Genomic DNA, 25,551 nt, shown 5'->3' with positions numbered 1-25,551 from the left:
TCAGCACAAGATATCGGCTTGGATCATGGCCACGTCACCGCGAACCGAGCTGCGCACCACATGGCACCCCGTTGCCCGCTCAATAGCCGTAGCCCCCGCCGCGAAGACCTCCCGCGCCTTAGGCTTGCGCATGATGTTGGTGCGATACGCTTCCGCGCGCGCGCCTTTGTGCCGGACGGTAAACGAGAACTGGCCTACGTCCATCTTCGTCTTGGCACCGCCCATCACGCCAACACTCGGCGCGGTGCATGCGGGTAGGAGGCCCAGCAGAAGAAACATGAATACACGCACGGCGAACCTCGGTTTGATCTCAACTTCCACCAAGTTACCGCCCAGTAAATTAACAAACCCTTTACCGCCTTAGAGCTTGCATCAAACGCATCCCTCCAACAGGTTAAGATTAACAGATATCCGGAGCGCACCATGACTGATGAAACCCCAGAAGACCTGACACGCCACGCCACCAAGATGGCCAAGAAGAAGGCCGCCCGCGATAAGATCATGGCCACCAAGACCGACAAACGCGGGCTGATCATCGTGCACACCGGCAAGGGCAAGGGCAAAAGCTCCGCCGCGTTCGGCATGATTTTCCGCTGCATCGCGCATGACATGAAATGCGCCGTGGTCCAGTTCATCAAGGGCGGCATGAGCACCGGCGAGCGCGACCTGATCTTGGGCAAGTTCTCCGACACCTGCGAATTCCACACCATGGGCGAGGGCTTCACGTGGGAGACCCAAGACAAATCCCGCGACATCGAGATGGCGCAAGCCGCGTGGGAGAAAGCCAAAGAGCTGATCCGCGACCCGTCAAACCACATGGTTCTGCTGGACGAAATCAACATCGCCCTACGCTATGATTACGTCGACATCAACGAGATCGTCACCTTCTTGGCCGAAGAAAAGCCCGACATGACCCATGTGGTCCTGACAGGCCGCAACGCCAAGGAAGAGCTGATCGAGATCGCCGATCTGGTCACCGAAATGGAGCTGGTCAAGCACCCGTTCCGCTCTGGCATCAAGGCGCAAATCGGGGTGGAGTTCTAAACTCCTACCCCTCTCCCAACGCCCGTGTTTGCGACAGGGTCATACCCGTTGAAAGCACCTCGTCGTCGAGCTGCAACTCGATCACAGACAACACCCCTGCGGCCTGCGCTTGCGCAAAGGCCGCAGCGAAATCTTGCGTCCGCGTAACGGTCTGCCCCTCCCCGCCATAGGCCCGCGCGAGGGCTGCAAAATCAGGATTAGCGATCATCGTGCCAGATACGCGCCCGGGGTAATGCTTCTCTTGGTGCATACGGATGGTGCCGTATTTGCCGTTGTTCACCACGATCACAATCACCGCCGCGCCGTGCTGAATGGCGGTCGACATCTCGTTGCAAGTCATCTGAAAACACCCGTCCCCTGCAAAGCAAATAACCGTGCGGTCGGGATGCTCCAACTTCGCGGCAATCGACGCAGGGAAGCCGTAGCCCATCGAGCCAGACGTCGGCGCCAATTGCGTGGTATAGTTTTTGTAGCGGTAATAGCGATGCACGAAAGCCGCGTAGTTCCCCGCCCCGTTGGTCAAGATTGCGTCCTGCGGCAGGGTCTCCGCCAGCCACGCGATCACCTGCTCCATCTTAACCGGACCAGGGGTTTCTTGCGGGTGCTGCCACGCCTCATAGTCATGCCGCGCCTGATCCCGCCAGTCAGCCCAAGCCCCAACAGCGCCCCCCGCGTCACCAAGTGCCGCAAGCAACGCACCACTCTCGCAGGCAACCGCGAAATCAGGGGCGTAGACATGACCCGGCTCATCGGGGCTCGGGTGCGTATGGATGATCGTTTTGCCGTGGTCAGCCACGTCGAGCAGCTCAAACCCGCCGGTCAAAATGTCCCCAACCTTGGCGCCAATCACCAGCAACACGTCCGCGTCCTGCAACCGCTTCGCCAGCGCGGGGTTCATGCCCACGCCAAGGTCGCCCACATACTGCGCGCTGTCGTTATTTATGTAGTCCTGCCTGCGAAACGGCACGGCCACCGGCAGATCCATCCCCGCGGCAAACCGCTCCAAATCCGACGCGGCCTGCGCTGACCAACCAGCTCCACCCGCAATCACCAAGGGCCGCTTTGCCTGCCCCAGCATATCAAGAATCCTCGCCGTATCCGCAGGCGACGGCATCGCGCGCGCCACCTGTGCCACGGGGCGATCCGCCACGTCGGCCATGGCGGACAACATGTCCTCGGGCAGTGCCAAAACCACCGGACCCGGCCGCCCCGACATGGCAATCTGAAATGCCCGCGCGATGTATTCCGGCAAGCGGTCGGTCTGGTCAATCTCGGCCACCCATTTGACCAAGCCGCCAAACATCTGGCGATAGTCAACCTCTTGGAACGCCTCGCGGTCGCGGTGGCCGCGCGCAATCTGTCCCACGAACAAAATCATCGGCGTGCTGTCTTGCATCGCCACATGCAAACCCGAGGAGGCATTCGTAGCCCCCGGCCCACGGGTCACAAAGGCCACGCCCGGTTGTCCAGTCAGCTTGCCCTGCGCCTCCGCCATCATCGAGGCACCACCCTCTTGGCGGCACACAATGTTCTGGATACCGCTGTCATAAAGCCCGTCCAAGGCCGCAAGGAAGCTCTCCCCCGGCACCGAGAACACCCGCGTCACGCCTTGAATTTTCAACTGCTCCGCTAAAATCGCGCCGCCATGCCTAGGTGCCATCACACTCTCCATCTCTTGTTGAATGCAGTCTGTGGTCAGAGCATCAGATTTTGCAACGCCAATAACATCTCATAGGGGTGGATCATTCAGTACTGTTGGAAATCTCGATCAGATTTCCATCAGGGTCGCGAATGTAGATGGAACGGATCGCAAACTGCGCACCACTGCGATCAATCGGCCCTTCTTCAATCTCCACACCAGCCGCACTTAGATGCGCCATCCAATCCTCCAAAACCGTGTCCGATAAGAAGCACAGGTCCGCACTGCCAGCCGTGGGCCCCATCGCATGTGGTTTGAACTCCGCTCCGACTTCGTGAAGGTTGATCTTTTGTGCCCCAAAGTACAGAGCCGTTCTGGTGGAGCCATCCGCAGGCTGAAACGCCCGCACCTCCATTCCTAAAACGTCCCGGTAGAACGCCGATGTCGCCGCAATGCTGCGCACAGTCAGCACCAAGTGGTCCAAGCCGCTCAAAACTGGGGTCATGTCACGCTTGCCTTTCAAGTGTTTGGCGAAGAATGATACCCGTATGCAACCAGATCAAGCCCTCATAGACATCGACGACGCCCTCGACCCCTCGCGTATGAACGCCTTGGCCGCCTGCTTGGCGTTGCCCGATAATCAGCCACGCCCGTTCTGGCATCAGGTGTATTTCTGGGACGCGCAGCCCCCCGGGCAACTCGGGGCAGACGGCCACCCCAAAACAGGCGCGTTAATCCCTGATCTAGGTCTACCTCGCCGCATGTGGGCCGGTGGCAGGCTGCAGTTTCACGCACCGCCCGTACTTGGAAAGCCTGCAACCAAATCAACGCATCTACTAAAGGCCGATCGCAAGGAGGGGCGCACTGGCCCCCTCGGCCTCGTCACCCTTCGGCACAACATAAAACAAGGCAGGGCGACCTTGGTCTCAGAAGAACAAGATCTCATCTATCGCCAATCAGATGCCCCAACCGGAACGCCACCAATGGCGCTCACCGATGAAACGCATTCCCGCCCCCATAAATTCACCACGACCGAGCTGTTCCGATACTCCGCCCTCACCTTCAACGGTCACCGCATTCACTACGATCGCGATTACGCTCAAGACGTCGAGGGGTACAACGGCCTCGTCGTGCACGGGCCACTTTTGGCGCAATACCTGATGTTGATGGCGCAAGATATCTTAGGCGGTCTGGTCCATTTCAGCTTCCGCGCAACCGCCCCATTGATGGATCACCAGTCGGTGACGTTTTGTGCAAAACATAACGGCACAGGATTGGACATGTGGGCACGGGCGGACGACGGACGGCAATGCATGACCGCCACCGCCTCACTATAAGCAGCAGGTCGCTTGAAAATCGGGCGGGATATTGTCGACGCTGTCCAGTACCAAATCGGCCATGACATGGGCGATTTTCGGGGCCATTCCAAAGCCGATTTTGAACCCACCATTAACCACAAAAGCGCCATCCTCAAACGGGTGCCTGCCCAACATCGGCGCGCGTGTGCGCGAGCGGGGGCGCACGCCGCCCCAACGCGCGATGATCTTCGCCCCGCCAAGCAGTGGAAGGCCCGCAACCGCCCGCGCATGGAGCGCATCAAGTTGCTCGTCAGTAGACGTGGGCGCGTCGAAGTATCGCTCGGTGGTGGAGCCAATCGCGACCGTCCCATCCGTGTGGGGCACCACATGCACACCGTCGAAAAACAACTGCGGCAGCTTCTGCGCGTCATAGTCCAGCAGCATGGCTTGCCCCTTCTCGCCATTCCCCACCTCGCGGCTATGCAACGCGGACATCGCCAGCAAACCCTCGTAGCCCGTGGCGTGAACCACCGCGCCCTCAAGCGGGCCGCTTCGCGTGATCTCTCCGCCCGATGCCTCAATCGCGGCAGCCAAGGCCAAGCAAGACTGCTTGGGGTGAAGCCGCCCCGACAATGAGTCAAACACCACTTGGCCCGTGGGCGACGCTGGACACCAATCGCCCGCCGCCGCCTCTAAGCGCCATTCGGCAGCGCCCGCCCAAAGGGTCTTGGCATCTTCTGATCGCGCCTTCGCCAGCGTCAGCCCCCTGTCGTTCAAAACCGGTTGCACCCGCCCCAGCCGCGCGTAACCCGTAGGCAGGCCGGACGCATCCTCGACCTCCCCCCAGAACTGCGCGGCCATGAGCAAGCTTTCCAGTTGAAACTGCTTCTTTTCATCCCAACGCTCCGGCGTGTGTGGGGCCAAGGCCCCGACAATTCCCCCCGATGCGCCAGCGGCCACACCGTTCGGATCAATCACCCGCACGCGCGCGCCGCGCTGCACGCAGGCCCACGCCACGGACAGCCCAAAGGCGCCGGCACCCAGCACTGTTACTTCTGCTCTGGACAAGGTTGCCCCCTTTGCTCAGTGTCGCTTGGGTGGGACATGTAAGGCAAACCAGCATGAGCGACCAGACAGCAGACCTAGAATGGCGCGACGGTGTGATCCCTGTCTCGACACAGTTCGACGATCCCTATTTTTCGCTAGAGTCGGGACTGGACGAAACCCGCCACGTCTTCCTTGCAGGCAACGATCTTCCCGACCGCTACCAAGACGGTTTTCACATCGCGGAGTTGGGCTTTGGCACAGGATTGTCCATGCTCACCGCCCTGCACGCTTTCACAGGCGAGGGTACGTTGCATTTCACCAGCTTCGAGGCCTACCCAATGGCCCGCGCCGACATGGAAGCCGCCCTTAAGGCCTTTCCCGAATTGGACCCCGCACCCCTGTTGGATCACTGGCCCGCGACCACAATTCGCACGGACCGCTTGCACGCGGACATCATCATCGGCGACGCCCGCGAAACTTTGCCCCAATGGGGCGGCAAGGCGGATGCCTGGTTCTTGGACGGGTTCTCGCCCGCCAAAAACCCCGAACTTTGGGCGCCGGAATTGATGCGGCAGGTCGGCCAACACACGGCGGAGGGCGGCACCTTCGCCACTTACACTGCCGCCGGACATGTACGTCGCAGCCTCGCCGACGCGGGCTTCACGGTAGAGCGCGTCCAAGGCTACGGCCGCAAACGCCACATGAGCATAGGACAGCTGACATGAGCGGCAATGACACCAAACGCGGCATCATGCTGATGTCCCTGACCATGCTCATCTTCGCCTCTCAAGACGGCATCTCGCGCTATCTGGCGGGGGAGTACAACGTGGTGATGATCGTCATGATCCGCTACTGGTTCTTCGCCGCCTTCGTGCTGACGGTCTCGGCCAAACGAGCAGGCTCCATCAAGGACGCCGCCCGCACTACCCAACCCGTGCTGCAAGGGTTCCGCGGGGTTCTTTTAGCGCTAGAGGTTTGCGTTATGGTCGCGGCCTTCACGCTGTTGGGGTTAATCGAGAGCATGGCGATTTTCATCTCTTATCCGCTAATTGTCGCCGCCCTGTCTGGTCCCGTGTTGGGCGAAAAAGTGGGCCTTTACCGCTGGAGCGCCATCGGCCTTGGCTTCATCGGCGTCATGATCATTTTGCAGCCCAGTGGCGGGGTCTTCAGCCCCTACGCGCTGGTCGCAGTTGCCTCGGCGTTGATGTTCGCCCTCTATACGCTGCTGACCCGCTTCGCCGCGCGCAAAGACACCGCCGCCACCAGCTTCTTTTGGACAGGCACCGCCGGAGCCGTGACCATGACGCTGATCGGGGTGTGGTTTTGGGAGCCTATGGCACCCCGCGACTGGCTCTGGATGTCGACGCTTTGCGTCATGGGGGCATCAGGCCACTACCTGCTGATCAAAACCTATGAGGTCGCCGAGGCCTCCGCCGTGCAGCCCTTCGCCTACCTGCAACTGGTGTTCGTGTCCGTGATCGGCTTGTTCGTCTTCCATGAGGACATGCGCCTGAATGTGATCATCGGCGCGGGGTTGGTGATCTGCGCGGGCATCTTCACCCTCTGGCGCGCCCGCCGCGCTACTGCTTAAGCTGGTCGCTTAGCCTGATGTCGTCCACCTTGCCGCTCAGCCTAGCGCGGTATGGCGCGAAGCTTTCGGTCACGCGCATCACGTAGTTGCGGGTCTCGCGAAACGGGATGCCTTCGATCCAATCCACCACGTCTACATCTGCCCCGCGTGGATCGCCAAACAACGTGGGCCACCGCTCCGCTCGGCTTGGGCCAGCGTTGTAACCAATCGACATCAACACGGGGTTGGACCCGAACCGCTCCGCCAAGCTGTCCAGATAAGCCGTGCCCAATCGTGCATTATAACTGGGGTCACCGGTCAACCTTGAACGCTCGTACTCTTCGCCGATCTGTCCCGCCACTTGCTGCGCCGTGGCCGGCATCAGCTGCATCAGACCACGCGCACCCGCGCCGCTGACCACCACGGGATCAAACTCACTTTCACGCCGCGCAATGGACAGCGCGAATTCCTCAGGGATGTCCATCTTGATGCCTTGCGGCACTGCCAACGGGAAGTAGCCATTGTACAATTCAAACCCTTGCCGCGCGCCCTGTTTGGCCAACATCAAGGCGATATGTGTCTCGTCCCACGACGTCGCCACATTGATCAATTGCCCAATTCCCGTGCGCGACTGACTTTCGGCCAAATGCACTAAGAACCGCTCCGCCAAGCTGCGCAATCCGGCGCGGTGCAATGCCTCCGCCGCGTCAAAAACAGAGGACTTGGTGAACTCCGCCCCACGCCAATCAGGGAACTCTTCGGCGCCGGCCATATCGACATCGCGAGCCACATTCGCCCGCTCGGCCGCCAGTTGGCCATAGAAGGAGGATTGATAAAGCCCGCCAAACTCATAGGCCGCCTTGGCAATATCCGCATCACCCTCGGCCTCGTACGCACGTCCCAGCCAATACCCAGCGCGCCCCAGCGAGATTGGGGTCTCCACGGCTTCTTGGAAGCTGTTGAAATGCGCCAACGCCTGCTTGGGTGCATCAAGTTTCCGCAAGGAGATGAAGCCCGACAGCCACTCCAAATCAGCATAGGCTGACCCCGCCGTCAGGAAATGTTGCGAGGCGACGGCGTATGCCTGCTCGGCGTTGCCGTCGCGCATCAATTGGCGTGCGATGGACCTTCTTCGATCCGCCCATTCAACCGGACGCCCTAGGTCTTGCACCGACAAGGATCGCTCCAACAAAATCTCCACGGCTCCGTCAACACGCCCTTTACGCGCCCGCCACAAGAACCGCTCATAGGCCAGTCCCGCATCTTCAGACAGCGCCGCTGGCACCGCCTCAATCAACCCGTCAACGCCCCCTGCAAGGTCGCGAAGCCCAATCCGCGCCCGCGCAAGCTTGGTCCAGTCCGCAGACACAAGCTCAAACATACGCCGCGCGGCAGTGTCCTTGCCGCGCCAAAGCAGGGTGTCCAATCGCACGGTGTGCAGGTCTTTCAAATGCTCGCCGTGGCGCGTCACAAAGGCGTTGTGTTCGGCTTGGGCAAGATTGAACACCTGCCACGCGCGCCGCGCCTCTTCGATAGCCTCATCCCCACGCTCAACCGCCCTTAGGGCTTCGATCAGACGCAATGATCCTGTGCCAGTTTGCGGAAGTGTTTCGCCGAAAAATTCCAACACCAGCTGTGGGGCGATCCCTTCGCGCGGGATCGAATATTCGCAACGCAGCCGTAGCAAGCGCAGCCCCGGCCAATCGGCGTTGCGGTCCAGAAAATCCACGCATTCGCTAAAGCTACCTTGCTGTCCGCGCAGGCGCATCCAGTCGACGATATCGCGCTCAACCGGATCAAATAGTGCCCCCCGCGCTTCGGCGACCGCGGCCCAATCCTTGGCACCCGCAGCAGACACGCCTTTAGCCAAATCCGATTGCTGAGCTACCACGCCGCCCACACAGCCCATCCAGGCCGCCAGTACAGCACCGAAAACTCTTGCAATCACAACTAACCTTCCACGCGATAGGTGCCCATTAAGTAGGTGCGAATACGCACCATGCAACTCACATAGATGACATCTCCCCCCTTGCGGCGGCGTTCCGCCAACGGTATCCGAAGATTGAGACAACTTAACCAAAGGAGAACGTGTCATGTTCAAAGGCTCAATGCCCGCACTGATTACCCCGTTTAGCAACGGTGCAGTGGATTTTGACGCACTCAAACACTTGGTTGAGTGGCACATCGAGCAAGGCTCCCACGGGCTGGTTCCTATGGGGACAACGGGCGAAAGCCCAACCGTCAGCCATGACGAACACGACGCCGTGGTGGACACCGTAGTCAAAGCCGCCGCTGGCCGCGTGCCTGTGATTGCGGGCGCAGGCTCCAATAACACGGCAGAAACTGTGCGCCTTGTGCAACACGCCAAAGAGGTCGGCGCGGATGCCGCCCTTGTGGTCACGCCATATTACAACAAACCAACTCAACGTGGGTTGAAGGCGCACTTCACGGCTGCTGCGGATTGCGGCTTGCCGATCTTCATCTACAACATCCCGCCCCGCTCGGTCATCGACATGACGCCTGAGACCATGGGCGATTTGGCAAAGCACGCGATGATCGTGGGTGTGAAGGATTCGACCGCCGACATCACCCGCGTGTCCCAGCAGCGCATCACCTGCGGCAACGACTTCTTGCAGTTCTCTGCCGAAGACGCATCTGCTTTGGGCGCTCATGCTCATGGCGCTCATGGGTGCATTTCGGTGACGGCCAACGTCGCACCAAAGCTATGCGCCGAGTTCCAGAACGCGATGGCGGACGGGGATTACAAAACGGCCCTGACTTATCAGGACCGCCTAATGCCGCTGCACAACGCGATCTTCACGGAGCCAGGCCTGGTCGGTGCCAAATACGGCGTGTCCTTGCTTGGCAAATGCACGGACGAGGTCCGCTCCCCGCTGACCACGCTGGAAGACAGCACCAAGGCGGCCATCAAGGACGCAATGGTATTTGCAGGCCTGATTAACTAAACAAGCCTTTAATTGTCGTTCACAATCTGGGAAGGTGAGCAAATGAAATTGCTCGCCTTTTCGGACCTTCACCGCGACATAAATGCAGCCCGCACAATCGTCAGCGCCAGCGCAGATGCCGATGTGGTCGTCGGGGCAGGAGATTTCTCAACCCGTAGCTTTGGTCTACACGACACTCTCGACATTCTCGTCCACTGCAAAGCCCCGTTGATCTTGGTCCATGGCAATCACGACAACGCACCAGAGCTGGCGCAGCAATGCAAGTCCGACGCGAACATCCACTACCTGCACGGACAAAGCGTAAGTATCTCTGGCACCACGTTCTTTGGCTTCGGGGGCGACACCCATCCCAACGGCGGCGTCAGTAAGAACCACTCCATTTCCGAGGCAGAGGCCGCGCAGTATCTGGCCCCCTGCCCCCAAGGCGTCATTCTCGTCACTCACACGCCGCCCAACGGCATCGCGGATCTCTACGAGGACGGCACCCATGGCGGCAGCACCGCCGTGCGTGACGCCATTGAGGCCACAACGCCGCGGCTTACCCTGTGCGGGCATATCCACAACTCTTGGGGGGCAGAGGGCCACATCGGTGCGTCGCATATCCGCAACCTTGGCCCCGCACCCGTGTGGTTTGACCTATAGCTTGGGATTGACCCCGCGCCGCGCCCTGCCTACCTAGAGCAGACTATGGCCAAGAAACCCAAATCAGCAGAAGAGCGTAACTACAAGGTAGTGTCGGAGAATCGGCGCGCCCGCTTTGACTATGCCATCGAGGACGACATCGAGTGCGGCATCATGCTTGAGGGCTCCGAGGTCAAAGCCCTGCGCTCGGGCCAAGCCCAAATCGTCGAAAGCTACGCCGCCGTGGAAGACGGCGAGTTATGGTTGGTGAACAGCTACTTCCCCCCCTACGAGCAGGCCAAGATGTTCACCCATGAGGAACGTCGCCGCCGCAAATTGCTGGTCAAGCAAAAGGAGCTGGTCAAACTCTGGTCCGCCACCCAGCGCGACGGCATGACCCTGGTACCGATGGTGATGTACTTCAACCACAAGGGCCGCGCGAAGATTAAGCTTGGCATCGCCAAAGGCAAAAAGCTGCACGACAAACGCGAGACGTCAGCCAAACGCGATTGGCAACGCTCCAAGGCCCGCTTGATGAAAGAAAATAGGTAGGGCTGCGACCGCTACCAATATCCGCTTCGCTATTCTCATCTATGCTAGGCAGCCTCGCGAGTTTCTTTCACGAACATCGCAGCTGCAATCACCAAAAGCGCAAGAGATACGGCAGCAAGCACAGCCCAACCGAACCCAGCGATGATTGCCCCAGCGGCGAAAGCACACAACGTCGACACCAGCGCGATCACTGTATCGTTCGCCCCTTGCACCAGCGCTTTTTCGTCTTCTGATACAGAATTTGCGAGCATCGTTGTCGCGCCGATGAAGCCAAAGTTCCATCCGATGCCCAATAAAACGAGCGCCCCATAAAAGTGAACAGACGTCAGGCCACTGAGCGCTGCTATCGAAGACACAGTCAGCAAAGCCAGCCCCATGAAAGCAATGGGATGCACGCCAAATCTTTTGATCAAGAACCCTGTAAAGAAGCTGGGGGCAAACATCGCCACGACGTGCCAACGGATGACGTCACCCGCCAAGGCTTCACTAAAGCCGCATCCGATCATGGCGAGTGGCGTCGGCACCATCAAAAAGACCATGATACCTTGCGAGACGGCCCCAAGCCCAACCGCAAGGCGCACAGGTTTGCGTTTTAGAATTGAAAGGGATGCAAAGCGGTCTTTGAGGCTTTGTGGAGCACCGGCTGTTGGAGCGGGCAGCCGCGTTAATGCCAATGGGACCAACCCTAGTATCGACAACACGGCGAGCCCTGCATATGCGCCCGCCAAGGGAATTGGAGCAAGCGCATCTTTCGCAACGATGAACATCTGTGGACCGACAAAGGCGGCAATCAAACCCGAGGTTAACATCAACGAGATTGCGACAGGCTGCCACTCTGCACTGACGGTTTCGGCAGCCGCGAACCTGAAATATTGATAGCACGCGAGTGCGGCACCTAACGCAAGATGTGCGATGCACAGGAGAAGGAAACTACCAATATAGAGAGCCCAAACCCCGAGTAAGGCACCTAAGACAGCGCAGACAACGCCAGTGACAAAACCAGTTTTTCGCCCATGTTTGCCCATCAAAAGCGAAAACGGGGCGGCGGCGAACAACCCTGCAAGCGTCTGAAGCGATGCCGGAAGTGTTGCCAGTGCGGTTGACGGGGCCAACATCAACCCGGCCAATCCTCCCAAAATAATCAGCATCGGCATGGCGGATCCAAGGACTGTGTTTGCCAAAAGCAAGCCCAAGTAATTACCGTTCCGAGATATGAACGAGGTCTGCATATCAAAAATCCAAATCAGATTGCGTTATGACCGTGGTAAAACAATTCGCTTCTGTCTAAAATGTCATTGTGATATCAAATATAGACAAATCATTAAAAACACGCTCAATCGACGTCTTGCTCTTTGACGATGTCAATTTGCTGGATGTCTCTGGCCCTGTGCAGGCGTTCGACACCGCTATGGTGGGTGGTGAAAAGCGATACGATGTTCGGTATGTTTCCATCGATGGAGGTCCCGTCAGAGCAGGTTGCGGGTTGCGTATGACCCCTGATGCAGCGCTGTCGCCCCAGACGACGAGCGACGATCTTTTGATCCCGGGGGGGGCGGGCGTTGATGCACTGATCCCCAATAGTGCCGCCTGCGACATCGTTGCAAACCACCTTGATCGTAAGCCGAACGGGCGTGTCATCTCGATCTGTTCTGGCGCATTACTGCTTGCAGCGGCAGGGGTGCTGGATGGACGGACGGCAACAACACATTGGTCACGTTTGGCAAATACCAAAGAATATGACCGCGTGTTATGGGACCTTGATCAGATTGCCATAGGGCAAGACCGTGTTTTCACGTCTGCAGGTGTGACGACTGGTATCGACCTTGCCCTTTCCATCATTCGCGCGGATTGCGGTGCAACCGTTGCATTGGCCGTCGCACGCGAGCTTGTCGTGCAGTTGCGACGCACAGGTGGACAAAGCCAATACGCCATTCATTTGGCGGGGCAATTCACCAAAGACGATGCACTTACCCAACTGATCGAACAGGTCGTCGCTGAACCACATTTAGACTGGTCACTGGATGGATTGGCCAAAACCGCTGGTATGAACCCACGGACGCTGTCACGGTATTTTAAACGCGATCTGCAAGAAAACCCTGCGCAGTTCGTGGAACGGATACGCATTGAACACGCCCGAGGGCTGATGGCTGACAAACTACCGCTGAAGCGAGTTGCACAGCTCAGCGGCTTTGGAGACCTCCAACGCATGCGCCGCGCCTTTCAACGCAGATTAGGCGTCAATATCAGCGACTATGTGAATTCATTTGTGACCTAAGATTGACAGCCCGAAAGCCGCCCCCTCCTCCGTGTGGATCCCTCAACGCCTACCAATGCACAACACTCGCTCATTTTGACGCCATGATGCACCCTTCACTTGCCTCCGCATGATCACAGGGCTACCAACAGGCAATCCCGCTCGGAGGCTGTGCAATGACTGATGATCCTAAGACCCTCGTTTCCACCAAATGGCTGGAGGATCACATCAATAATCCCGATCTGCGGATCATCGACGCCTCTTGGTATCTTGCAGACATGAACCGCGATGGCCGCGCCGAATATGATCGTGGGCACATCCCGAATGCGCGGTTCTTTGACATAGATGAGATCAGCGACACCCGTTCGGCCTTGCCACATATGGCCCCGCCCGTGGAAAAATTCATGTCCCGCTCCCGCGCACTTGGTGTCGGTGACGGCCACCAGATTGTGGTCTATGACGGCGCGGGACTGTTCTCCGCCGCGCGGGTTTGGTGGCTCTACCGTTTGATGGGCAAAACCGATGTGGCCGTGCTGGATGGCGGTTACCCCAAATGGATCGCCGAAGGTCGCCCAACCGAGGACCTGCCCCCCGTCCACAAAGAACGCCACATCACCATTCATCGCCAAGCGGCATTGGTGCGCGATGTCACGCAAGTGGCTGCAGCGTCCAAGCTTGGCGATCACGCGATCCTAGACGCCCGTGGCGCGCCCCGCTTCAAAGGTGCGGAGCCGGAGCCGCGTGAAGGTCTGCGCTCAGGCCATATCCCCGGTTCCCAGAACGTGCCCTATAAATCCATGCTCAACGCGGATGGCACGATGAAATCCGTGTCGGATATCCGCGAGGTGTTCCATGACGCCAAGATTGATCTGACCAAGCCCGTGATCACCACCTGTGGCTCGGGCGTCACCGCCGCCATCCTTAGCCTTGCGCTGGAGCGCATCGGCAACCGCAATCACTCGCTCTATGACGGCTCTTGGGCCGAATGGGGCCAATTCGACCAACTCGCCGTGGAGACCGGATAATGTTTGAGACCCTGAAAGCCCAACCTGCCGACAAAATCCTGTCGCTTATGGCCGCTTACCGCGCAGACCCACGCGACGACAAAGTCGACCTTGGGGTTGGCGTCTACAAAAACGCGGACGGTCAAACGCCGATCATGCGCGCCGTCAAAGCAGCCGAGAAAAAGCTGTGGGAAGTAGAAGACACCAAAAGCTACACTGGCCTTGCCGGCGACACGGGCTACCACGACGTGATGCGTAACCTAATCTTGGGTGATGCCGTCTCTCCTGACCAAGTCGCCGCCGCCGCAACACCGGGCGGCACGGGCGCTATCCGTCAGGGGTTGGAGCTGATCAAAATGGCCTCGCCGCAAGCCACCATCTGGCTATCCGCACCCACATGGCCAAACCACCCGTCCATCATCAAATACCTCGGCATGCCTATGGCCGAATACCGTTACTTCGACGCGGACACACGTGGCGTGGACTTCGGCGGCATGTTGACCGATCTGGACCAAGCCAAAGCCGGTGACATCGTGTTGCTGCACGGCTGTTGCCACAACCCAACGGGGGCCAACCTCACGGCCAGCCAATGGCAGGAGGTCGCGGACTTCCTAAAAGCCAAGCAGCTGATCCCCTTCGTGGACATCGCCTACCAAGGCTTCGGCGACGGCTTGGACGCGGACGCGTTCGGCGTGCGTCACCTTGCCAAGACCCAGCCCGAAATGTTGGTCGCCGCCAGTTGCTCCAAGAACTTCGGCATCTACCGCGAACGCGCGGGCGTGCTGATGGCGATCTCTCAGGACCCTGCCAAAACGGCGCTGAACCAAGGCACTGTGGCCTTCTTGAACCGCCAGAACTTCTCATTCCCGCCCGACCACGGCGCGCGGTTGGTAACGCTGGTTTTGAACGACGCCGAGCTGCGAACCGATTGGCTGAATGAGTTGGAAGACATCCGCACCGGCATGCTCGGCCTGCGCCAGCAGCTGTCCGATGCCCTGCGCAAACGCACCAACTCCGACAAATTCGACTTCATTGCCCAGCACCGCGGCATGTTCTCGCGCCTAGGCGCCACCGAGGCGCAGGTCGAGGCCATGCGCGAAAGCCACGGCATCTACATGGTGTCCGACAGCCGGTTGAACATCGCAGGGCTTAACGCGCAATCCGTGCCGATCTTGGCCGATGCAATCGTGGCTGCCGGTGTTTAGGGCCCTCGTCCTTGCGTTGAGCTTGGGGGTGTCAGCTTGTGGTGGCGGCAGCCCCGATCCCGCCCCCGTCACCCGTGCGGACACAATCCCGTTGCATCCCAATGAGACCCCAGAGCTGCGCGCCTTGATCAACCAATACGCAGACTTCTACGAGGTGCCGCGTGCCTTGGTGCATCGCCAGATCATCCGCGAAAGCACCCATCGCCCCGAGGCCCGCAATGGCCCCTACTACGGGTTGATGCAAATACTGCCAGCGACAGCCCGCACTATGGGCCATCGCGGCACACCGGAAAGTCTGCTGGATGCAGAGACCAACCTGAAGTACGCGGTCAAATACCTACGCGGCGCGTGGCTGTTGTCTGACGGCAGCTTTGATACAGCGGTAAAATGGTACTCCCGCGGCTACTACTATGAAGCCAAGCGGCAGGGTAAATTGGTCGAGACTGGGTTGCGGTCGGGGTAGCACTCGATTGCGCGCCTGAGGTGATGTCTTAGAGGTAGGTATCCTCCCTCACCCCTTGCCCGCGCCAATCACGTTTGCCCCCTGAACCGTCAAATTCAAGACGTCAGGCCTTGAGTAATGCCCGCTCGGGTCACGAAGCTGGCGGGCCATCACAACTGACTTGGTGTCGATGTCAGCTGCCACTATCCCTTCTTCCCCCACCAAAGGCCCCGCCACGATGGAGCCATCCGGTGCAACTATATGCGATCCGCCATTTTGCCAGACTTTTTTACGCGTAAGCATCTCTTCCCGAACCGGAAAAATATCCTCGCTCAGATGTTCCATGTCTTGCGCCCGCAACACCCCGCAGGCGGCAATGGACCAGGTTTTGCCCTCAATAGCGATGAAGCGGGTAATGTCATCAACCTGAGTGATGCTACCCGGCCAGACACCGACATGGATGAATTCGTCTTGTTGGTGCAGTGCCGCCCGTGCCAACGGAAGCCAATTTTCCCAACAATTCAGCGACCCGATTTTGCCAATTTTGGTGTCATGCGTCCGTAGGCCCAAACCGTCACCATCTGCCCAAACCAGACGTTCTCGCCATGTCGGTTTCAATTTGCGATGTCGCCCGATGAGTTCACCCTGCGCATCGATGGTGATGATCGTCGCATAGACCGAGCCACCCGAACGCTCCGCCACGCCGCCGATGATCATGACCTTATGACGCTTAGCGAACGCCTTGATGTCGGCCACCAAGGCGCCATCCATAGTAACCGCCTGATCCCAATAGCGTGCATAGGCAGGCTCTTGAGCCTCAGTTGTGTCAACGGCAACCCACTCGGGGTAACCCGGTATAAGCGTCTCGCCCCACGTAAGCACCTCTGCGCCATCGTTCACGGCCTCCAGACCCATGGATTTGATCTTGTCCCATGTGGCCCATGCATCCAGATACACCGGTGCAACTTGCAAAGCCGCCACACGCAAAACCCCTGCAGAAAAAGGTGATGTACGGTCCGTCATGATGGGTTCAGGACAACGTCAAGCTCGCTAATAGATGTAAACAAGGGCGAGTGGCTAAACCCAGTTTTCTTGAGCGTCAAATTCGGGTGGCGTTGGGCAAGCAGCGCAATAACCTCCTCAACTTCCATGGTCACAGCATAGCGCCCCACACATGAGAAAATGCCGCCCCCGAAGTTCAGATGCGGAGGCTCATCAACCCGATCAATGTCAAACATTTCGGGGTCCGCGTAATGGCGCGCATCCCAATGGGCCGCGCCGATGTTGGCGAAAACAGGCGTGCCCTTGGGCAAGAGTGTCCCCTCAATTTCCATGTCTTCCATGACCTCACGCGAGGTGGATATTGAACGCGGATGAAATCGCATAACTTCGCGCACGGCTGCTGGAACCAATGTGGCATCCGCACCAAGCCGCGCCCAGACGTCAGGGCGTGAGGCAAGTTCGATCAAGGCAATCCCGATCTGATGCGATGAATTGTCAGTGTTGGCTTCCGCCAGCTTCACAACCCAATTGCGCAAATCGGATTCGGACAATTGCCCCGCATCGGTGGCACGGATCAAATCTGAAAGCAGGTCATCCTTCATGTCAACGCGACGCTCCTTGATCCGCTCATCCACGAAATCCAGCAAACTTTCAAAAGCTTTGACAATATCCTTGGTGTGTTCGGGGTTCCGTGTGTGCACCTGTTGAACCGTGTGAGACGTCCGTGCCACGTAAGAGGCGTAATCGAAAGGTGCTCCGGTCCAGTAACAATAAACCGCCGATGGGATGGGGTCGCAAAGATGCGTGACCAAATCAACCGATGTGTCTGTTGGGATCGCATCGACGACACGGGTTATGACGTGCTTGATATCTTTGCGAAATCGCTCAGATGCGTCCGGCCCCATCAACTTTGTCACCGGAATACGTAGATTACGGCGACGTGGGCCTCGATTGTGATACGAAATTGAGGCGCGTTTGTAGTCCAACGCGCGACCTTCGGGCAGACCCAACACATCCATTAGTTTGGGGTGACCCGTCCCCAGTTTTCTGTCCACGATGGCATGGCGGCACAGGTCATAGTCCAACAGCTCAACTCCACGTTCGGAGCGGGCGATTTTCCAACGGCGCGCACAATCAGCAAGCATTTTGAAAGGTGCCGCTTGATACTCAGGTGAGGCAAAATCAATCTCTGGCAAGTCATCGACGTGTCGCATGGGGCTTCCTTTTCGCTGCGGCCAAGGGCCAGGTCTCTTGTTCGGGTCTCTTGTTTAGGTTTTCGTTCAGGTCTTGATCTGAACCATCCCCTCTTTGATACGAGTCTCAAATGTCATCATTGGGCGAGTGGCCGGTGGGCTAACGGGCTTGCCATCGCGCACATCAAAAGCCCCTTGGTGAAGCGGGCATTCAATCACGTGGCCATCAAAGTACCCGTCGCACATGTCTGCACCGCCGTGATTACAAAGGGCCGAAGATGTGTAGACGCCACTGGGAGTGTCATAGACGGCAAGCTTCCGTCCCCCCAAGTCCACCCGCGTCACCCAACCCGCCTCTAGAAGATCAACCGCGATGATATTGTGCCATGTCTTTTCACGCGCCATCTCTATTGAGCCCCCTGCGCGGCAGATTTTTGAGCGTGGATTTGACGCAAGATATCAACGTGAGCCCCAACATATCCGCCCTTTTCAACGTAGATATGATCTTTCAGTTTTTCATGAAGCTTGGGCAAAGAGTGGAACGGCACCGACGACACATAATGGTGTTCAGCGTGATAGTTCATGTTCCATCCCAGAAATCGCCATGGCAGTGAAACAAGGTTGGTGCGCGTGTTCTCATGCATTTGTGCAACCATTGGGCGGCCAACATGTTCGGTCATGCGAATGAACCGCATAACCGGCTCTCCAAGCACCATGGGGATCACCCAAAGCCAGATCAATCCCCACCAGCCCGAAACCGCCATACCCAAAAACAGGACCGCATAAGTACCGAGCATTAAGCGGGCATCACGAAAGACTGCCGCGTGCTCCTCATTGGGAATGAACTTACGCTCAGTTTCACTCAGGGTGCCCCGCGCATGGCGAAAGACTTCCGTGACTTTGTTGCGCCAGTAGGGAATGGCCGTCAGATAAAACAGATACTCGCCGTAGGTCGTGGGCGTTGGGATCAGTTCCGGATCATCCCCCGTGACCTGAGTGAACGTATGGTGGTCGCAGTGTTCATATCGGAAAAACCGATGCGGCAACATGATAATGAAACCGCAGATTTGCCCTGCTATATCGTTGTAATGGCGAGTGCGAAAAACGGTGTAGTGAACACATTCATGCTGCAGCGAAAAGTGGTGAACAAGAACCACACCATGCACGAACATCGCAGGCCAGATTAACCATGAGTTCCACGCCAAAGCCACCAGCGCGGTTGTAGAGATCAACACAAGCGCCCAGATTGCCAAGTGCCGAAAGGCCGGCGCATCGGAGCGCTGCATAAGCTCTTTCAACTCCGCGCGCGACAGCTTGCCTTCGGCTAAGGCTTGGATCAGCGGGGTTACGATGGGGTGTGGCACGTGCGATCCTTAGTGAGGTGTTGTAGGGCCATAGACAAGCTACCTATTTCTCCATCCGTCGAAATAGCATCGACAGCCCGAAACAGATTATGAAGTAGAACGCAGCGGCGGTCAGCCACGCTTCGAATATCAAGCGTGTAGAGGCGACAAGCTCGACGGTTTTAAACGTTAGGTCAGGCACTGAAATCAGCGACACAAGCGAGCTGTCCTTGATCAACGTGATGAACTGATTGGCCATAGGGGGCGTGACCTTGCGCAGGGCTTGCGGCAGCACAATGTAGCGCATTTCTTGGTAGCGGTTCATCCCAATAGATCGCGCGGCTTCGCGTTGACCCTTACCGACAGACTGGATGCCTGCACGAACGATCTCGCCCACGAAAGCGCTTTCAAACAACGCCAGAACAATGACCCCAGAAATCAACGCAGGAAAGCGCCGCATATCACCGAACAGAAAGGTCCAGACTCCGTTATCGTCGCTGCGCGCAATGCCGCGCGCCCAGCTTTCCATGTTTAGTGCCGTGATCAATTGCTCGGACAGGAAAAAGAAGAAAATGAAGATGATCACAACCGGCGGGACATTCCGCAGGAATTCAAGATAGGTGCGCGCCAGCATGCGAATGGTCAGATTGCTCGCGCAACGTGCAATGCCCAAACCTACGCCAAGGATCAACGCAAGAATGCTGGAGTAAATCGCAATGCGGAGCGTCGTATACAGCCCTTGGACCAGCAGGTTGGCGACCCATGCGTCTTCGCTTTCTTTATAGCGGAAAAGGTAATTCGGGATCTTTTCCCAGCGCCAATCATAGTTCAGCGCACTTCCCATGCGCACCGCAATTAGTGTCGTCACCGTCGTGACAACAACAAGGATAACGTAATCCATCCAATGCAGGCGTTTAAGGAACTTGGGCATGAGGCCTTTCCGGCGGTTGGGTAAGGCGGGCCAGTTAAAGCCCGCCTTGGTAGGTTTGATTACTCAGCGACGCTGGCTTTCCATTCGTCACCGCGGAACCAGTAGTTGTGGCGCTCTGTCAACCAACCGGTGCGGGTTTTGATGCCGATCCAGTTGTTGAAGAAGTTCTCGGCGTCTGGGTCACCCTTGCGCAAAGCAAAGCCTTCACCAGCAGCTTGGAAGGCTTGCTCAAACGGCACGTTCACTGTCTCAGGGTACTTGCGTGCATATTCAGACGGGGAAGGCTCCGCGCCCATTGTTGCGTGTGCGTTGCCATTCAGGACCTCTTGATCAGCCGCGCCATCCTCGTCGAACAACAGCAATTCAGCCTCTGGGAACATCTCGGCGATAACCGTAGCAGGTGTCGCGCCGCGGCGGGCCGAGAAGGTAACGTCTGGGCTGTTATAATCTTCCAGCGCGAACCCTTTGGTCAGCTCATTGTTGGCCATAATCGTCAGACCGGAATAAGCATAAGGGTCCGAGAATGCGACTGTCAGATTACGCTGCGGCGTGATGGTCATGCCAGAGATGATGACGTCAAACTTGCCAGACACGAGAGCCGGAATGATCCCGTCCCAAGATGTCGGCACGAACTCAACTTCAACGCCCATGTCTTTGGCCAGCTCACGGCCCACGTCCAATTCAAAGCCCACCAATTCGCCGTCGAGATCGCGCATGGACCACGGGCGGAAGATGGATAGACCAATGCGCAGGACGCCGTCTTGCTTGATGGTCTCGATAACTGAGGCCGCTGCCAGACCTTGGCTGGCGTTTTGAGCGGATGCGGGGAGCGCCAGGGCAACCGTGGCTGCCGCCGCGAGGGCAATCCCTGCCATACGTCTAGTAAGTTTCATAAAGTTTCTCCTTGGTGAGTGCTAAGTTTGAACTGCGTATTTCTTTTCGATCCGGGACACGCCGATGGACAACATCAGGGTCAGGATCAGATAAACGGCGGCGATGGTGAACCAGATCTCGAAGCTCATGTAGGTGTCGGAAATCAGGTTGCGGCCAATGGTGGTTAATTCCACGACGGCAATCATGCTGACAATCGCGGAGCTTTTGACCAGATGAACCATTTCACCGGTCATGGGGGGCAACATAAACTTTATGGACTGCGGCAGGATGATGTAGCGGTATGCCTGTGCCTTCGACATACCAATCGACGTCGCCCCCTCCCATTGGCCTTTGGGCACGGAGTTGATGCCAGCGCGGAAAATCTCGGAGATGAGGGCGGCGTGAAATACCGCAAGACACATGATGCTAGCGGTGTAGCGGTCAAGATCAAAGACCGGCCCAAGCACATAGTAAAACAGGTAAAGCAGTACGAGTAGCGGCATGTTGCGCACGAATTCCAAGAACACGACGGCGACCGCACTTCCGACCACCAGACCGGACAGGCGCAACAAGGCGACGACCAGCCCCAGTAGTGTCGCAAAGATGAACGCGGTGACGGATAGCTGGATCGTTTTGACCAGCCCAACCATGATCTCGCCCCATTGGAAGCCATCCTCTGTCAATGTGTAGAAGTACTGCGGCATCCGGTACCACTGCCAGTTGTACCCCATCGCTTGCGCGCCAGAATAGGCCAGCCAGAAAATGCCGAACACGACGGCGAGGTAGAGGCCAATGGCCACCGGCACCGCGTTCAAAACCGCCTTGAGTGTTAGTCGCTTTTCCATCGGCCTCTAGTGGTCCAGAATTTGCCCAAGGAAGGCTTTGCAACGGTCGCTGTCAGGATTGGTGAAGAACTTCTCCGGTGGGGCAACCTCAACGATTCCCCCCTCCTCCATGAACACCATCGTATCAGCGACCTTACGTGCGAAGCCCATCTCATGGGTCACGCAGACCATGGTAATTCCGGTGTCCGCCAACTCGATCATCACGTCCAGAACCTCGTTAATCATTTCTGGATCAAGGGCGGATGTTGGCTCGTCAAATAGCATGATTTGCGTTTCCATGCATAACGAGCGCGCTACCGCGACGCGTTGTTGCTGCCCGCCAGATAACTGTGCGGGGTATTTGTCTGCTTGCTCGGGAATATGGACGCGTTCAAGATATTTGCGGGCGCGTGCTTCGGCCTCAACCTTGCCAACTTTCTGCACCTTCATTGGGCCGATCGTCAGGTTTTCGAGAATTGTCAAATGGGGGAACAGGTTGAACTGCTGAAAAACCATGCCAACCTGCTGCCGCAGCCGGTTCAAATCCTTGCTGTCTTCGGCAACAAGGAGCCCATCAACCATTACGGTTCCGGAGTCGTGGAGCTCCAAGCCATTCAGGCATCTGATCAAAGTTGATTTTCCGGAACCCGATGGCCCACAGATCACGACGCGTTCCCCTCTCGTCACCTCAAGGTCAACGTCGCGGAGCGCTTGGAATGGGCCAAAGGACTTACTCATTCCGGAAATCGAAATCATTTTTTCATGCATAATCGCGGCGACTGAGCAAATCCAAATCGGTCAATTTGAATAACAACGGCTTCGACGTCCTAAGAAGTTGCGAAGCAGTTTCTAACTAAGTCTCCTCCCGAAAGTAGCCCACTGGAACGCCCTACCAATGAGTAGGTAACTTAGCAGAGCGGATTTTGAGTGCAATCAAAATTGCATTCAAGTTTTCGCTACCTGCTTGAACACCTGCAAGCTGGCTCGTCTAATCTAGGGATATCGTGGTCTTCTTTTAAAGACGTGTCTGGCTTCAGCCAGCCTTGGCTCTCAGGTTCCATTGTCTGCCGACAGGAACGTACATATTCCCCCATGCGCCCTCAATGAGGCCTTCGCACGGGGGAATAGTTCTAGATTAAACAGTCCCGCGTGCTGGGCGTTTATGCTCGATGTTGAATTTCATGCCATCAAGCAGTTCTTCAAGATCAGGGCGTGCAGCTGGGCCATTCGACAAGCACACAATCTGAATTACTCCATCGGGGCGAATGCAGAAGATCGCAGGCTCCGAGAAACGACGATCAGTCTCATCAGGGGAAAGCGGGTTCGAAATGTATACGCCCAACTTTTCCATTTGCTCTTCGGTCAAGCCGTAGCCAAGGTCGAAGTCCCAACCATATTCGGCGACATCTTGCTGCGCTTTGCTTTCTGGATCTGCCGATACCACAGAGATATCGAAGCCAGCGGCTTCCCAATCGGACGCGATTGCCTGCAACCCATTGAGATACTTCTTGCAACGACCACAGTGCTTGCCTCGATACACGATGAAAAGGGAGTAGCGATCTTTAGGTCCACCGACGGAGATCGAGCCACCGCCAAGTTTGTCAAAGGTCATTTGCGGAAAGAGACCGCCGGCCTCCGGTTTCGTGTTTAGCATGAATTGCCCTTTCATTAGATAGCAAAGATAGGTTTTCAGACGAGGGCCAAGCGAACCCAGCCCTCGTCAGGGAGAACACGATTATTACAGCAGCAAAGTCGTGATTTCTGGGAAGGCCATCATGACCCCCAGCACAAGAAGCTGGATGCCAATGAATGGCAAAAAGCCCTTGAAGATGTCGGCCAAAGAGATGTCCGGCGGGGCCACTGATTTAAGATAGAAGGCAGCAGGGCCAAATGGGGGGCTAAGGAAGCTGACCTGCATGTTGATGCAGAACAAGATGCCGAACCAAACGGACACATGAGACGGTGACAAGGTTCCCAAGACACCGATATCCGCAGGGTCCATCCCCGCCACGATGGGAAGGAAAACTGGCATAACCAGTAGAACAATCCCGATCCAATCCAGCAACGCGCCTAAGAACAAGAAGATCAACATCATGACCAAAATGATGCCCATTGGCGGCACATCCAACCCTAGGATAAGTCCAGCAATGAATGTTGGCCCGCCAGCAAGAGAGTAGGCACCAGCAAGCGCGGTTGCACCAAAAGTCACCCACATGATTGTACCGGTTGAGCGCATCGTGCGCTGCAGCGCTTCAACAAACAATGACCAAGACATCTCTCCGCGTAGTGTAATCAAGAGCAACGTCCCGATGCACCCAATAGCGGCCGCCTCGGTAATGCCCGTGATGCCACCGTAGATGGACCCCAGAATTGCTCCGACCAGCAGCATTGGCGGCAGCAGCCCCTTAAGTGCTATGATCTTGTCGCGGAAGGTGACCTCAAAATCCAACTCGGGAAGTGGCGCATCTTGCGGGCGCAAGCGAGCACGGATCGCGATGTAGACGATGTAGCTGAACCCAAGAAGCAAGCCGGGAATTAGGGCGGCCTTGAACAGCGAGTGAATAGAGGTCTCCGTAACCACGCCGTAGATGATCAACACGATAGACGGTGGGATCATGGTGCCAAGGGAGCCCGCAGCACAGATTGTCCCGCACGCAAGGTGTTTGTCGTAATTCAAGCGCAGCATTTGTGGCAGTGCCACAAGACCAAGCAAGACGATCTCGCCTCCGATAATGCCGGACATGGCGGCCATGATGATAGCCATGACGGATGTCACGATTGCGATGCCACCCCGTGTGCGCGACATCCAGACGCTCATGGAGTCGTACATATCTTTGGCTATGTTACTTCGCTCAAGGAGCATGGCCATGAATATGAACAGAGGAACGGCCAGCAAGGCATGCTCGATCGTGAGGTCATACATCCGCTGCCCGAGAATGAAAAACCCGCGGTCACCCAGCTTCCAATAAGCGACAAGAGCGCCCAAGAAACCGGAGGCAAAACCAAGCGGGACACCAATGGCCAACAGTACGATGATGCCCAATACGAGCAGGATTGAAAGTTCTGCGATACCCATCTAGCCGTCCTCCGCCGGAGCCAATGGCGTGCTACGCCGCCAGTCGACGATAAGGTTGTTAATCGCTTGGATACTCATCCAAGCACAGACGATACAAATTAACGGCTTCATGATGGCCGGAATTGGCGGGTTCCATGCGGAGCCGTAAAGCTCCCATGAACTGAATTTACGCATGGAATTTTCCCAGTACCCCCAAGCAACCGACCAGCAAAAAACGCAAACGCACGCGGTGGCAAGTGTCTCCATAATGCGCTGAGTATTGCGGTTAACGATGTCGTAGACGATAGTGACGCGGATGTGGGTGCGTTGCTGCATGGCGTATAGCCCCGCGACAAGAAAGATCACACCGCCAAGCCAACGCGACAACTCTTCGACCCAGATAGTTGGGCGCGCGAACACGTAGCGCATGATCACTTCGAACAGCATAATGCCCATGATGATCGCGACGACAAACATCAACAAAGACGAGATTCGAAGAGTTACATGGTCAACAAATGTAAGCGGCGGGCTATCTGCCCCGTGCAATCCACGCGACAGCATGGGCACAAATTTTGGCGCAATGAAGAGCATCCAGAAAAGGGTTAAACCGCTTAAGGATGCCACCCAGATATAGCCGGATGGATCGAGTGTAGGCATGGGGCTGGCTTTCAAAATGAGGTTGGGGCGG

At 57.2% G+C, this 25,551-nt stretch carries 27 protein-coding genes and 1 pseudogene; 11 read left to right on the top strand and 17 right to left on the bottom strand.

Annotation, left to right across the window (positions count from 1 at the left end):
• Entirely contained in the window at positions 1-279 is a 279-nt protein-coding gene (locus ABJN86_RS09000; protein WP_348366458.1) for a hypothetical protein, read from the bottom strand.
• Between the two features lie 158 nt (positions 280-437).
• Between ABJN86_RS09000 and cobO the strand changes: the two are divergent.
• A pseudogene (cobO, locus tag ABJN86_RS08995) lies at positions 438-1,044 on the top strand (cob(I)yrinic acid a,c-diamide adenosyltransferase); the annotation flags it as partial.
• A gap of 4 nt (positions 1,045-1,048) precedes the next feature.
• Here the strand turns inward: cobO and ABJN86_RS08990 are convergent.
• Entirely contained in the window at positions 1,049-2,704 is a 1,656-nt protein-coding gene (locus ABJN86_RS08990; RefSeq protein WP_348366456.1) for a thiamine pyrophosphate-binding protein, read from the bottom strand.
• Positions 2,705-2,786: 82 nt separating this feature from the next.
• On the bottom strand, positions 2,787-3,188 hold the full coding sequence (locus ABJN86_RS08985; RefSeq protein WP_348366454.1) for a VOC family protein: 402 nt from the start codon (positions 3,186-3,188) through the stop codon (positions 2,787-2,789).
• 43 nt (positions 3,189-3,231) lie between these two features.
• On the opposite strand from ABJN86_RS08985, the gene ABJN86_RS08980 reads away from it, so the two are divergent.
• Complete coding sequence (locus ABJN86_RS08980; protein ID WP_348366452.1) at positions 3,232-4,020, top strand: acyl dehydratase; 789 nt, start codon at positions 3,232-3,234, stop codon at positions 4,018-4,020.
• Here the strand turns inward: ABJN86_RS08980 and ABJN86_RS08975 are convergent.
• Complete coding sequence (locus ABJN86_RS08975) at positions 4,015-5,049, bottom strand: FAD-binding oxidoreductase (protein ID WP_348366451.1); 1,035 nt, start codon at positions 5,047-5,049, stop codon at positions 4,015-4,017. The two genes, ABJN86_RS08980 and ABJN86_RS08975, sit on opposite strands and share 6 nt — an antisense overlap.
• A 53-nt stretch (positions 5,050-5,102) precedes the next feature.
• Between ABJN86_RS08975 and mnmD the strand changes: the two genes are divergently transcribed.
• On the top strand, positions 5,103-5,753 hold the full coding sequence (mnmD, locus tag ABJN86_RS08970) for a tRNA (5-methylaminomethyl-2-thiouridine)(34)-methyltransferase MnmD (protein WP_348366450.1): 651 nt from the start codon (positions 5,103-5,105) through the stop codon (positions 5,751-5,753).
• The gene (locus tag ABJN86_RS08965; protein WP_348366449.1) at positions 5,750-6,619 is read left to right on the top strand and encodes a DMT family transporter; all 870 of its coding nucleotides are present in this window, start codon (positions 5,750-5,752) and stop codon (positions 6,617-6,619) included. The genes mnmD and ABJN86_RS08965 overlap by 4 nt, the downstream gene beginning before the upstream one ends.
• On the opposite strand, the gene ABJN86_RS08960 is transcribed toward ABJN86_RS08965, so the two are convergent.
• On the bottom strand, positions 6,609-8,546 hold the full coding sequence (locus tag ABJN86_RS08960) for a lytic transglycosylase domain-containing protein (RefSeq protein ID WP_348366447.1): 1,938 nt from the start codon (positions 8,544-8,546) through the stop codon (positions 6,609-6,611). The two genes, ABJN86_RS08965 and ABJN86_RS08960, sit on opposite strands and share 11 nt — an antisense overlap.
• 145 nt (positions 8,547-8,691) lie before the next feature.
• Here ABJN86_RS08960 and dapA point away from each other — a divergent pair, with 145 nt between their 5' ends.
• The 3 genes from dapA to smpB are packed head-to-tail and all read left to right on the top strand — an operon-like array spanning position 8,692 to position 10,737.
• The gene (gene dapA, locus ABJN86_RS08955; protein WP_348366446.1) at positions 8,692-9,564 is read left to right on the top strand and encodes a 4-hydroxy-tetrahydrodipicolinate synthase; all 873 of its coding nucleotides are present in this window, start codon (positions 8,692-8,694) and stop codon (positions 9,562-9,564) included.
• Between the two features lie 42 nt (positions 9,565-9,606).
• Positions 9,607-10,206, top strand: a complete 600-nt coding sequence (locus ABJN86_RS08950) for a metallophosphoesterase (RefSeq protein ID WP_348366445.1) — start codon at positions 9,607-9,609, stop codon at positions 10,204-10,206.
• Between the two features lie 45 nt (positions 10,207-10,251).
• The gene (gene smpB, locus ABJN86_RS08945; protein ID WP_348366444.1) at positions 10,252-10,737 is read left to right on the top strand and encodes an SsrA-binding protein SmpB; all 486 of its coding nucleotides are present in this window, start codon (positions 10,252-10,254) and stop codon (positions 10,735-10,737) included.
• A gap of 44 nt (positions 10,738-10,781) precedes the next feature.
• On the opposite strand, the gene ABJN86_RS08940 is transcribed toward smpB, so the two are convergent.
• The gene (locus ABJN86_RS08940) at positions 10,782-11,966 is read right to left on the bottom strand and encodes an MFS transporter (protein ID WP_348366442.1); all 1,185 of its coding nucleotides are present in this window, start codon (positions 11,964-11,966) and stop codon (positions 10,782-10,784) included.
• A gap of 68 nt (positions 11,967-12,034) precedes the next feature.
• Between ABJN86_RS08940 and ABJN86_RS08935 the strand changes: the two genes are divergently transcribed.
• From ABJN86_RS08935 to ABJN86_RS08920, 4 genes are all read left to right on the top strand, one after another.
• Positions 12,035-13,012: a DJ-1/PfpI family protein gene (locus ABJN86_RS08935; RefSeq protein WP_348366441.1), complete on the top strand. Its 978-nt coding sequence runs from the start codon at positions 12,035-12,037 to the stop codon at positions 13,010-13,012.
• A 155-nt stretch (positions 13,013-13,167) separates the two neighbouring features.
• On the top strand, positions 13,168-14,016 hold the full coding sequence (gene sseA, locus ABJN86_RS08930) for a 3-mercaptopyruvate sulfurtransferase (RefSeq protein ID WP_348366439.1): 849 nt from the start codon (positions 13,168-13,170) through the stop codon (positions 14,014-14,016).
• Entirely contained in the window at positions 14,016-15,200 is a 1,185-nt protein-coding gene (locus ABJN86_RS08925) for an amino acid aminotransferase (protein WP_348366438.1), read from the top strand. Before sseA ends, ABJN86_RS08925 begins: the two co-directional genes overlap by 1 nt.
• A gap of 28 nt (positions 15,201-15,228) precedes the next feature.
• Entirely contained in the window at positions 15,229-15,663 is a 435-nt protein-coding gene (locus ABJN86_RS08920) for a lytic transglycosylase domain-containing protein (RefSeq protein WP_348377701.1), read from the top strand.
• Positions 15,664-15,711: 48 nt separating this feature from the next.
• Here the strand turns inward: ABJN86_RS08920 and ABJN86_RS08915 are convergent, their stop codons facing one another.
• From ABJN86_RS08915 to ABJN86_RS08865, 11 genes are all read right to left on the bottom strand, one after another.
• Entirely contained in the window at positions 15,712-16,665 is a 954-nt protein-coding gene (locus ABJN86_RS08915; RefSeq protein ID WP_348366435.1) for a carbon-nitrogen hydrolase family protein, read from the bottom strand.
• Entirely contained in the window at positions 16,662-17,858 is a 1,197-nt protein-coding gene (locus ABJN86_RS08910) for a cytochrome P450 (protein WP_348366434.1), read from the bottom strand. The genes ABJN86_RS08915 and ABJN86_RS08910 overlap by 4 nt, the downstream gene beginning before the upstream one ends.
• 66 nt (positions 17,859-17,924) lie before the next feature.
• Complete coding sequence (locus ABJN86_RS08905) at positions 17,925-18,242, bottom strand: non-heme iron oxygenase ferredoxin subunit (RefSeq protein WP_348366433.1); 318 nt, start codon at positions 18,240-18,242, stop codon at positions 17,925-17,927.
• Between the two features lie 2 nt (positions 18,243-18,244).
• The gene (locus ABJN86_RS08900) at positions 18,245-19,201 is read right to left on the bottom strand and encodes a fatty acid desaturase family protein (protein ID WP_348366431.1); all 957 of its coding nucleotides are present in this window, start codon (positions 19,199-19,201) and stop codon (positions 18,245-18,247) included.
• 43 nt (positions 19,202-19,244) lie between these two features.
• Positions 19,245-20,111 (bottom strand): amino acid ABC transporter permease, encoded by an 867-nt coding sequence (locus tag ABJN86_RS08895; RefSeq protein WP_348366429.1) that lies wholly within the window; start codon positions 20,109-20,111, stop codon positions 19,245-19,247.
• A 59-nt stretch (positions 20,112-20,170) separates the two neighbouring features.
• Positions 20,171-21,004: a transporter substrate-binding domain-containing protein gene (locus tag ABJN86_RS08890; RefSeq protein ID WP_348366428.1), complete on the bottom strand. Its 834-nt coding sequence runs from the start codon at positions 21,002-21,004 to the stop codon at positions 20,171-20,173.
• Positions 21,005-21,025: 21 nt separating this feature from the next.
• The gene (locus ABJN86_RS08885) at positions 21,026-21,829 is read right to left on the bottom strand and encodes an amino acid ABC transporter permease (protein ID WP_348366427.1); all 804 of its coding nucleotides are present in this window, start codon (positions 21,827-21,829) and stop codon (positions 21,026-21,028) included.
• Positions 21,830-21,835: 6 nt separating this feature from the next.
• On the bottom strand, positions 21,836-22,576 hold the full coding sequence (locus tag ABJN86_RS08880; protein ID WP_348366425.1) for an amino acid ABC transporter ATP-binding protein: 741 nt from the start codon (positions 22,574-22,576) through the stop codon (positions 21,836-21,838).
• 367 nt (positions 22,577-22,943) lie between these two features.
• Positions 22,944-23,462, bottom strand: a complete 519-nt coding sequence (locus tag ABJN86_RS08875; protein WP_348366423.1) for a redoxin domain-containing protein — start codon at positions 23,460-23,462, stop codon at positions 22,944-22,946.
• Between the two features lie 84 nt (positions 23,463-23,546).
• Positions 23,547-24,884 (bottom strand): TRAP transporter large permease subunit, encoded by a 1,338-nt coding sequence (locus ABJN86_RS08870; RefSeq protein WP_348366421.1) that lies wholly within the window; start codon positions 24,882-24,884, stop codon positions 23,547-23,549.
• Positions 24,885-25,520 carry a TRAP transporter small permease gene (locus ABJN86_RS08865; RefSeq protein WP_348366420.1) on the bottom strand — a complete coding sequence of 212 codons (636 nt, stop codon included), beginning with the start codon at positions 25,518-25,520 and terminating at the stop codon, positions 24,885-24,887. It abuts the gene before it with no gap.
• Positions 25,521-25,551 lie beyond the last annotated feature (31 nt).

The organism is Litoreibacter sp., from assembly GCF_039974535.1.
Classification (GTDB): Bacteria; Pseudomonadota; Alphaproteobacteria; order Rhodobacterales; family Rhodobacteraceae; genus Litoreibacter.
The sequence above is the reverse complement of the archived record's forward strand: the minus strand, read 5'-3'. Positions and strand labels throughout refer to the sequence as shown.

What these genes read in the sequence shown, in the direction of transcription:
- ABJN86_RS08985 (WP_348366454.1), bottom strand. Translation starts at nt 3,188, where the DNA reads ATGACCCCAGTTTTGAGCGGCTTGGACCACTTGGTGCTGACTGTGCGC.
- ABJN86_RS08880 (WP_348366425.1), bottom strand. Translation starts at nt 22,576, where the DNA reads ATGCATGAAAAAATGATTTCGATTTCCGGAATGAGTAAGTCCTTTGGC.
- ABJN86_RS08910 (WP_348366434.1), bottom strand. Translation starts at nt 17,858, where the DNA reads ATGCGACACGTCGATGACTTGCCAGAGATTGATTTTGCCTCACCTGAG.
- ABJN86_RS08890 (WP_348366428.1), bottom strand. Translation starts at nt 21,004, where the DNA reads ATGAAACTTACTAGACGTATGGCAGGGATTGCCCTCGCGGCGGCAGCC.
- ABJN86_RS08925 (WP_348366438.1), top strand. Translation starts at nt 14,016, where the DNA reads ATGTTTGAGACCCTGAAAGCCCAACCTGCCGACAAAATCCTGTCGCTT.
- ABJN86_RS08865 (WP_348366420.1), bottom strand. Translation starts at nt 25,520, where the DNA reads ATGCCTACACTCGATCCATCCGGCTATATCTGGGTGGCATCCTTAAGC.
- ABJN86_RS08940 (WP_348366442.1), bottom strand. Translation starts at nt 11,966, where the DNA reads ATGCAGACCTCGTTCATATCTCGGAACGGTAATTACTTGGGCTTGCTT.
- smpB (WP_348366444.1), top strand. Translation starts at nt 10,252, where the DNA reads ATGGCCAAGAAACCCAAATCAGCAGAAGAGCGTAACTACAAGGTAGTG.
- ABJN86_RS08915 (WP_348366435.1), bottom strand. Translation starts at nt 16,665, where the DNA reads ATGACGGACCGTACATCACCTTTTTCTGCAGGGGTTTTGCGTGTGGCG.
- ABJN86_RS08885 (WP_348366427.1), bottom strand. Translation starts at nt 21,829, where the DNA reads ATGGAAAAGCGACTAACACTCAAGGCGGTTTTGAACGCGGTGCCGGTG.
- ABJN86_RS08870 (WP_348366421.1), bottom strand. Translation starts at nt 24,884, where the DNA reads ATGGGTATCGCAGAACTTTCAATCCTGCTCGTATTGGGCATCATCGTA.
- mnmD (WP_348366450.1), top strand. Translation starts at nt 5,103, where the DNA reads ATGAGCGACCAGACAGCAGACCTAGAATGGCGCGACGGTGTGATCCCT.
- ABJN86_RS08875 (WP_348366423.1), bottom strand. Translation starts at nt 23,462, where the DNA reads ATGCTAAACACGAAACCGGAGGCCGGCGGTCTCTTTCCGCAAATGACC.
- ABJN86_RS08965 (WP_348366449.1), top strand. Translation starts at nt 5,750, where the DNA reads ATGAGCGGCAATGACACCAAACGCGGCATCATGCTGATGTCCCTGACC.
- dapA (WP_348366446.1), top strand. Translation starts at nt 8,692, where the DNA reads ATGTTCAAAGGCTCAATGCCCGCACTGATTACCCCGTTTAGCAACGGT.
- ABJN86_RS08905 (WP_348366433.1), bottom strand. Translation starts at nt 18,242, where the DNA reads ATGGCGCGTGAAAAGACATGGCACAATATCATCGCGGTTGATCTTCTA.
- ABJN86_RS08950 (WP_348366445.1), top strand. Translation starts at nt 9,607, where the DNA reads ATGAAATTGCTCGCCTTTTCGGACCTTCACCGCGACATAAATGCAGCC.
- ABJN86_RS08990 (WP_348366456.1), bottom strand. Translation starts at nt 2,704, where the DNA reads ATGGCACCTAGGCATGGCGGCGCGATTTTAGCGGAGCAGTTGAAAATT.
- sseA (WP_348366439.1), top strand. Translation starts at nt 13,168, where the DNA reads ATGACTGATGATCCTAAGACCCTCGTTTCCACCAAATGGCTGGAGGAT.
- ABJN86_RS09000 (WP_348366458.1), bottom strand. Translation starts at nt 279, where the DNA reads ATGTTTCTTCTGCTGGGCCTCCTACCCGCATGCACCGCGCCGAGTGTT.
- ABJN86_RS08895 (WP_348366429.1), bottom strand. Translation starts at nt 20,111, where the DNA reads ATGCCCAAGTTCCTTAAACGCCTGCATTGGATGGATTACGTTATCCTT.
- ABJN86_RS08980 (WP_348366452.1), top strand. Translation starts at nt 3,232, where the DNA reads ATGCAACCAGATCAAGCCCTCATAGACATCGACGACGCCCTCGACCCC.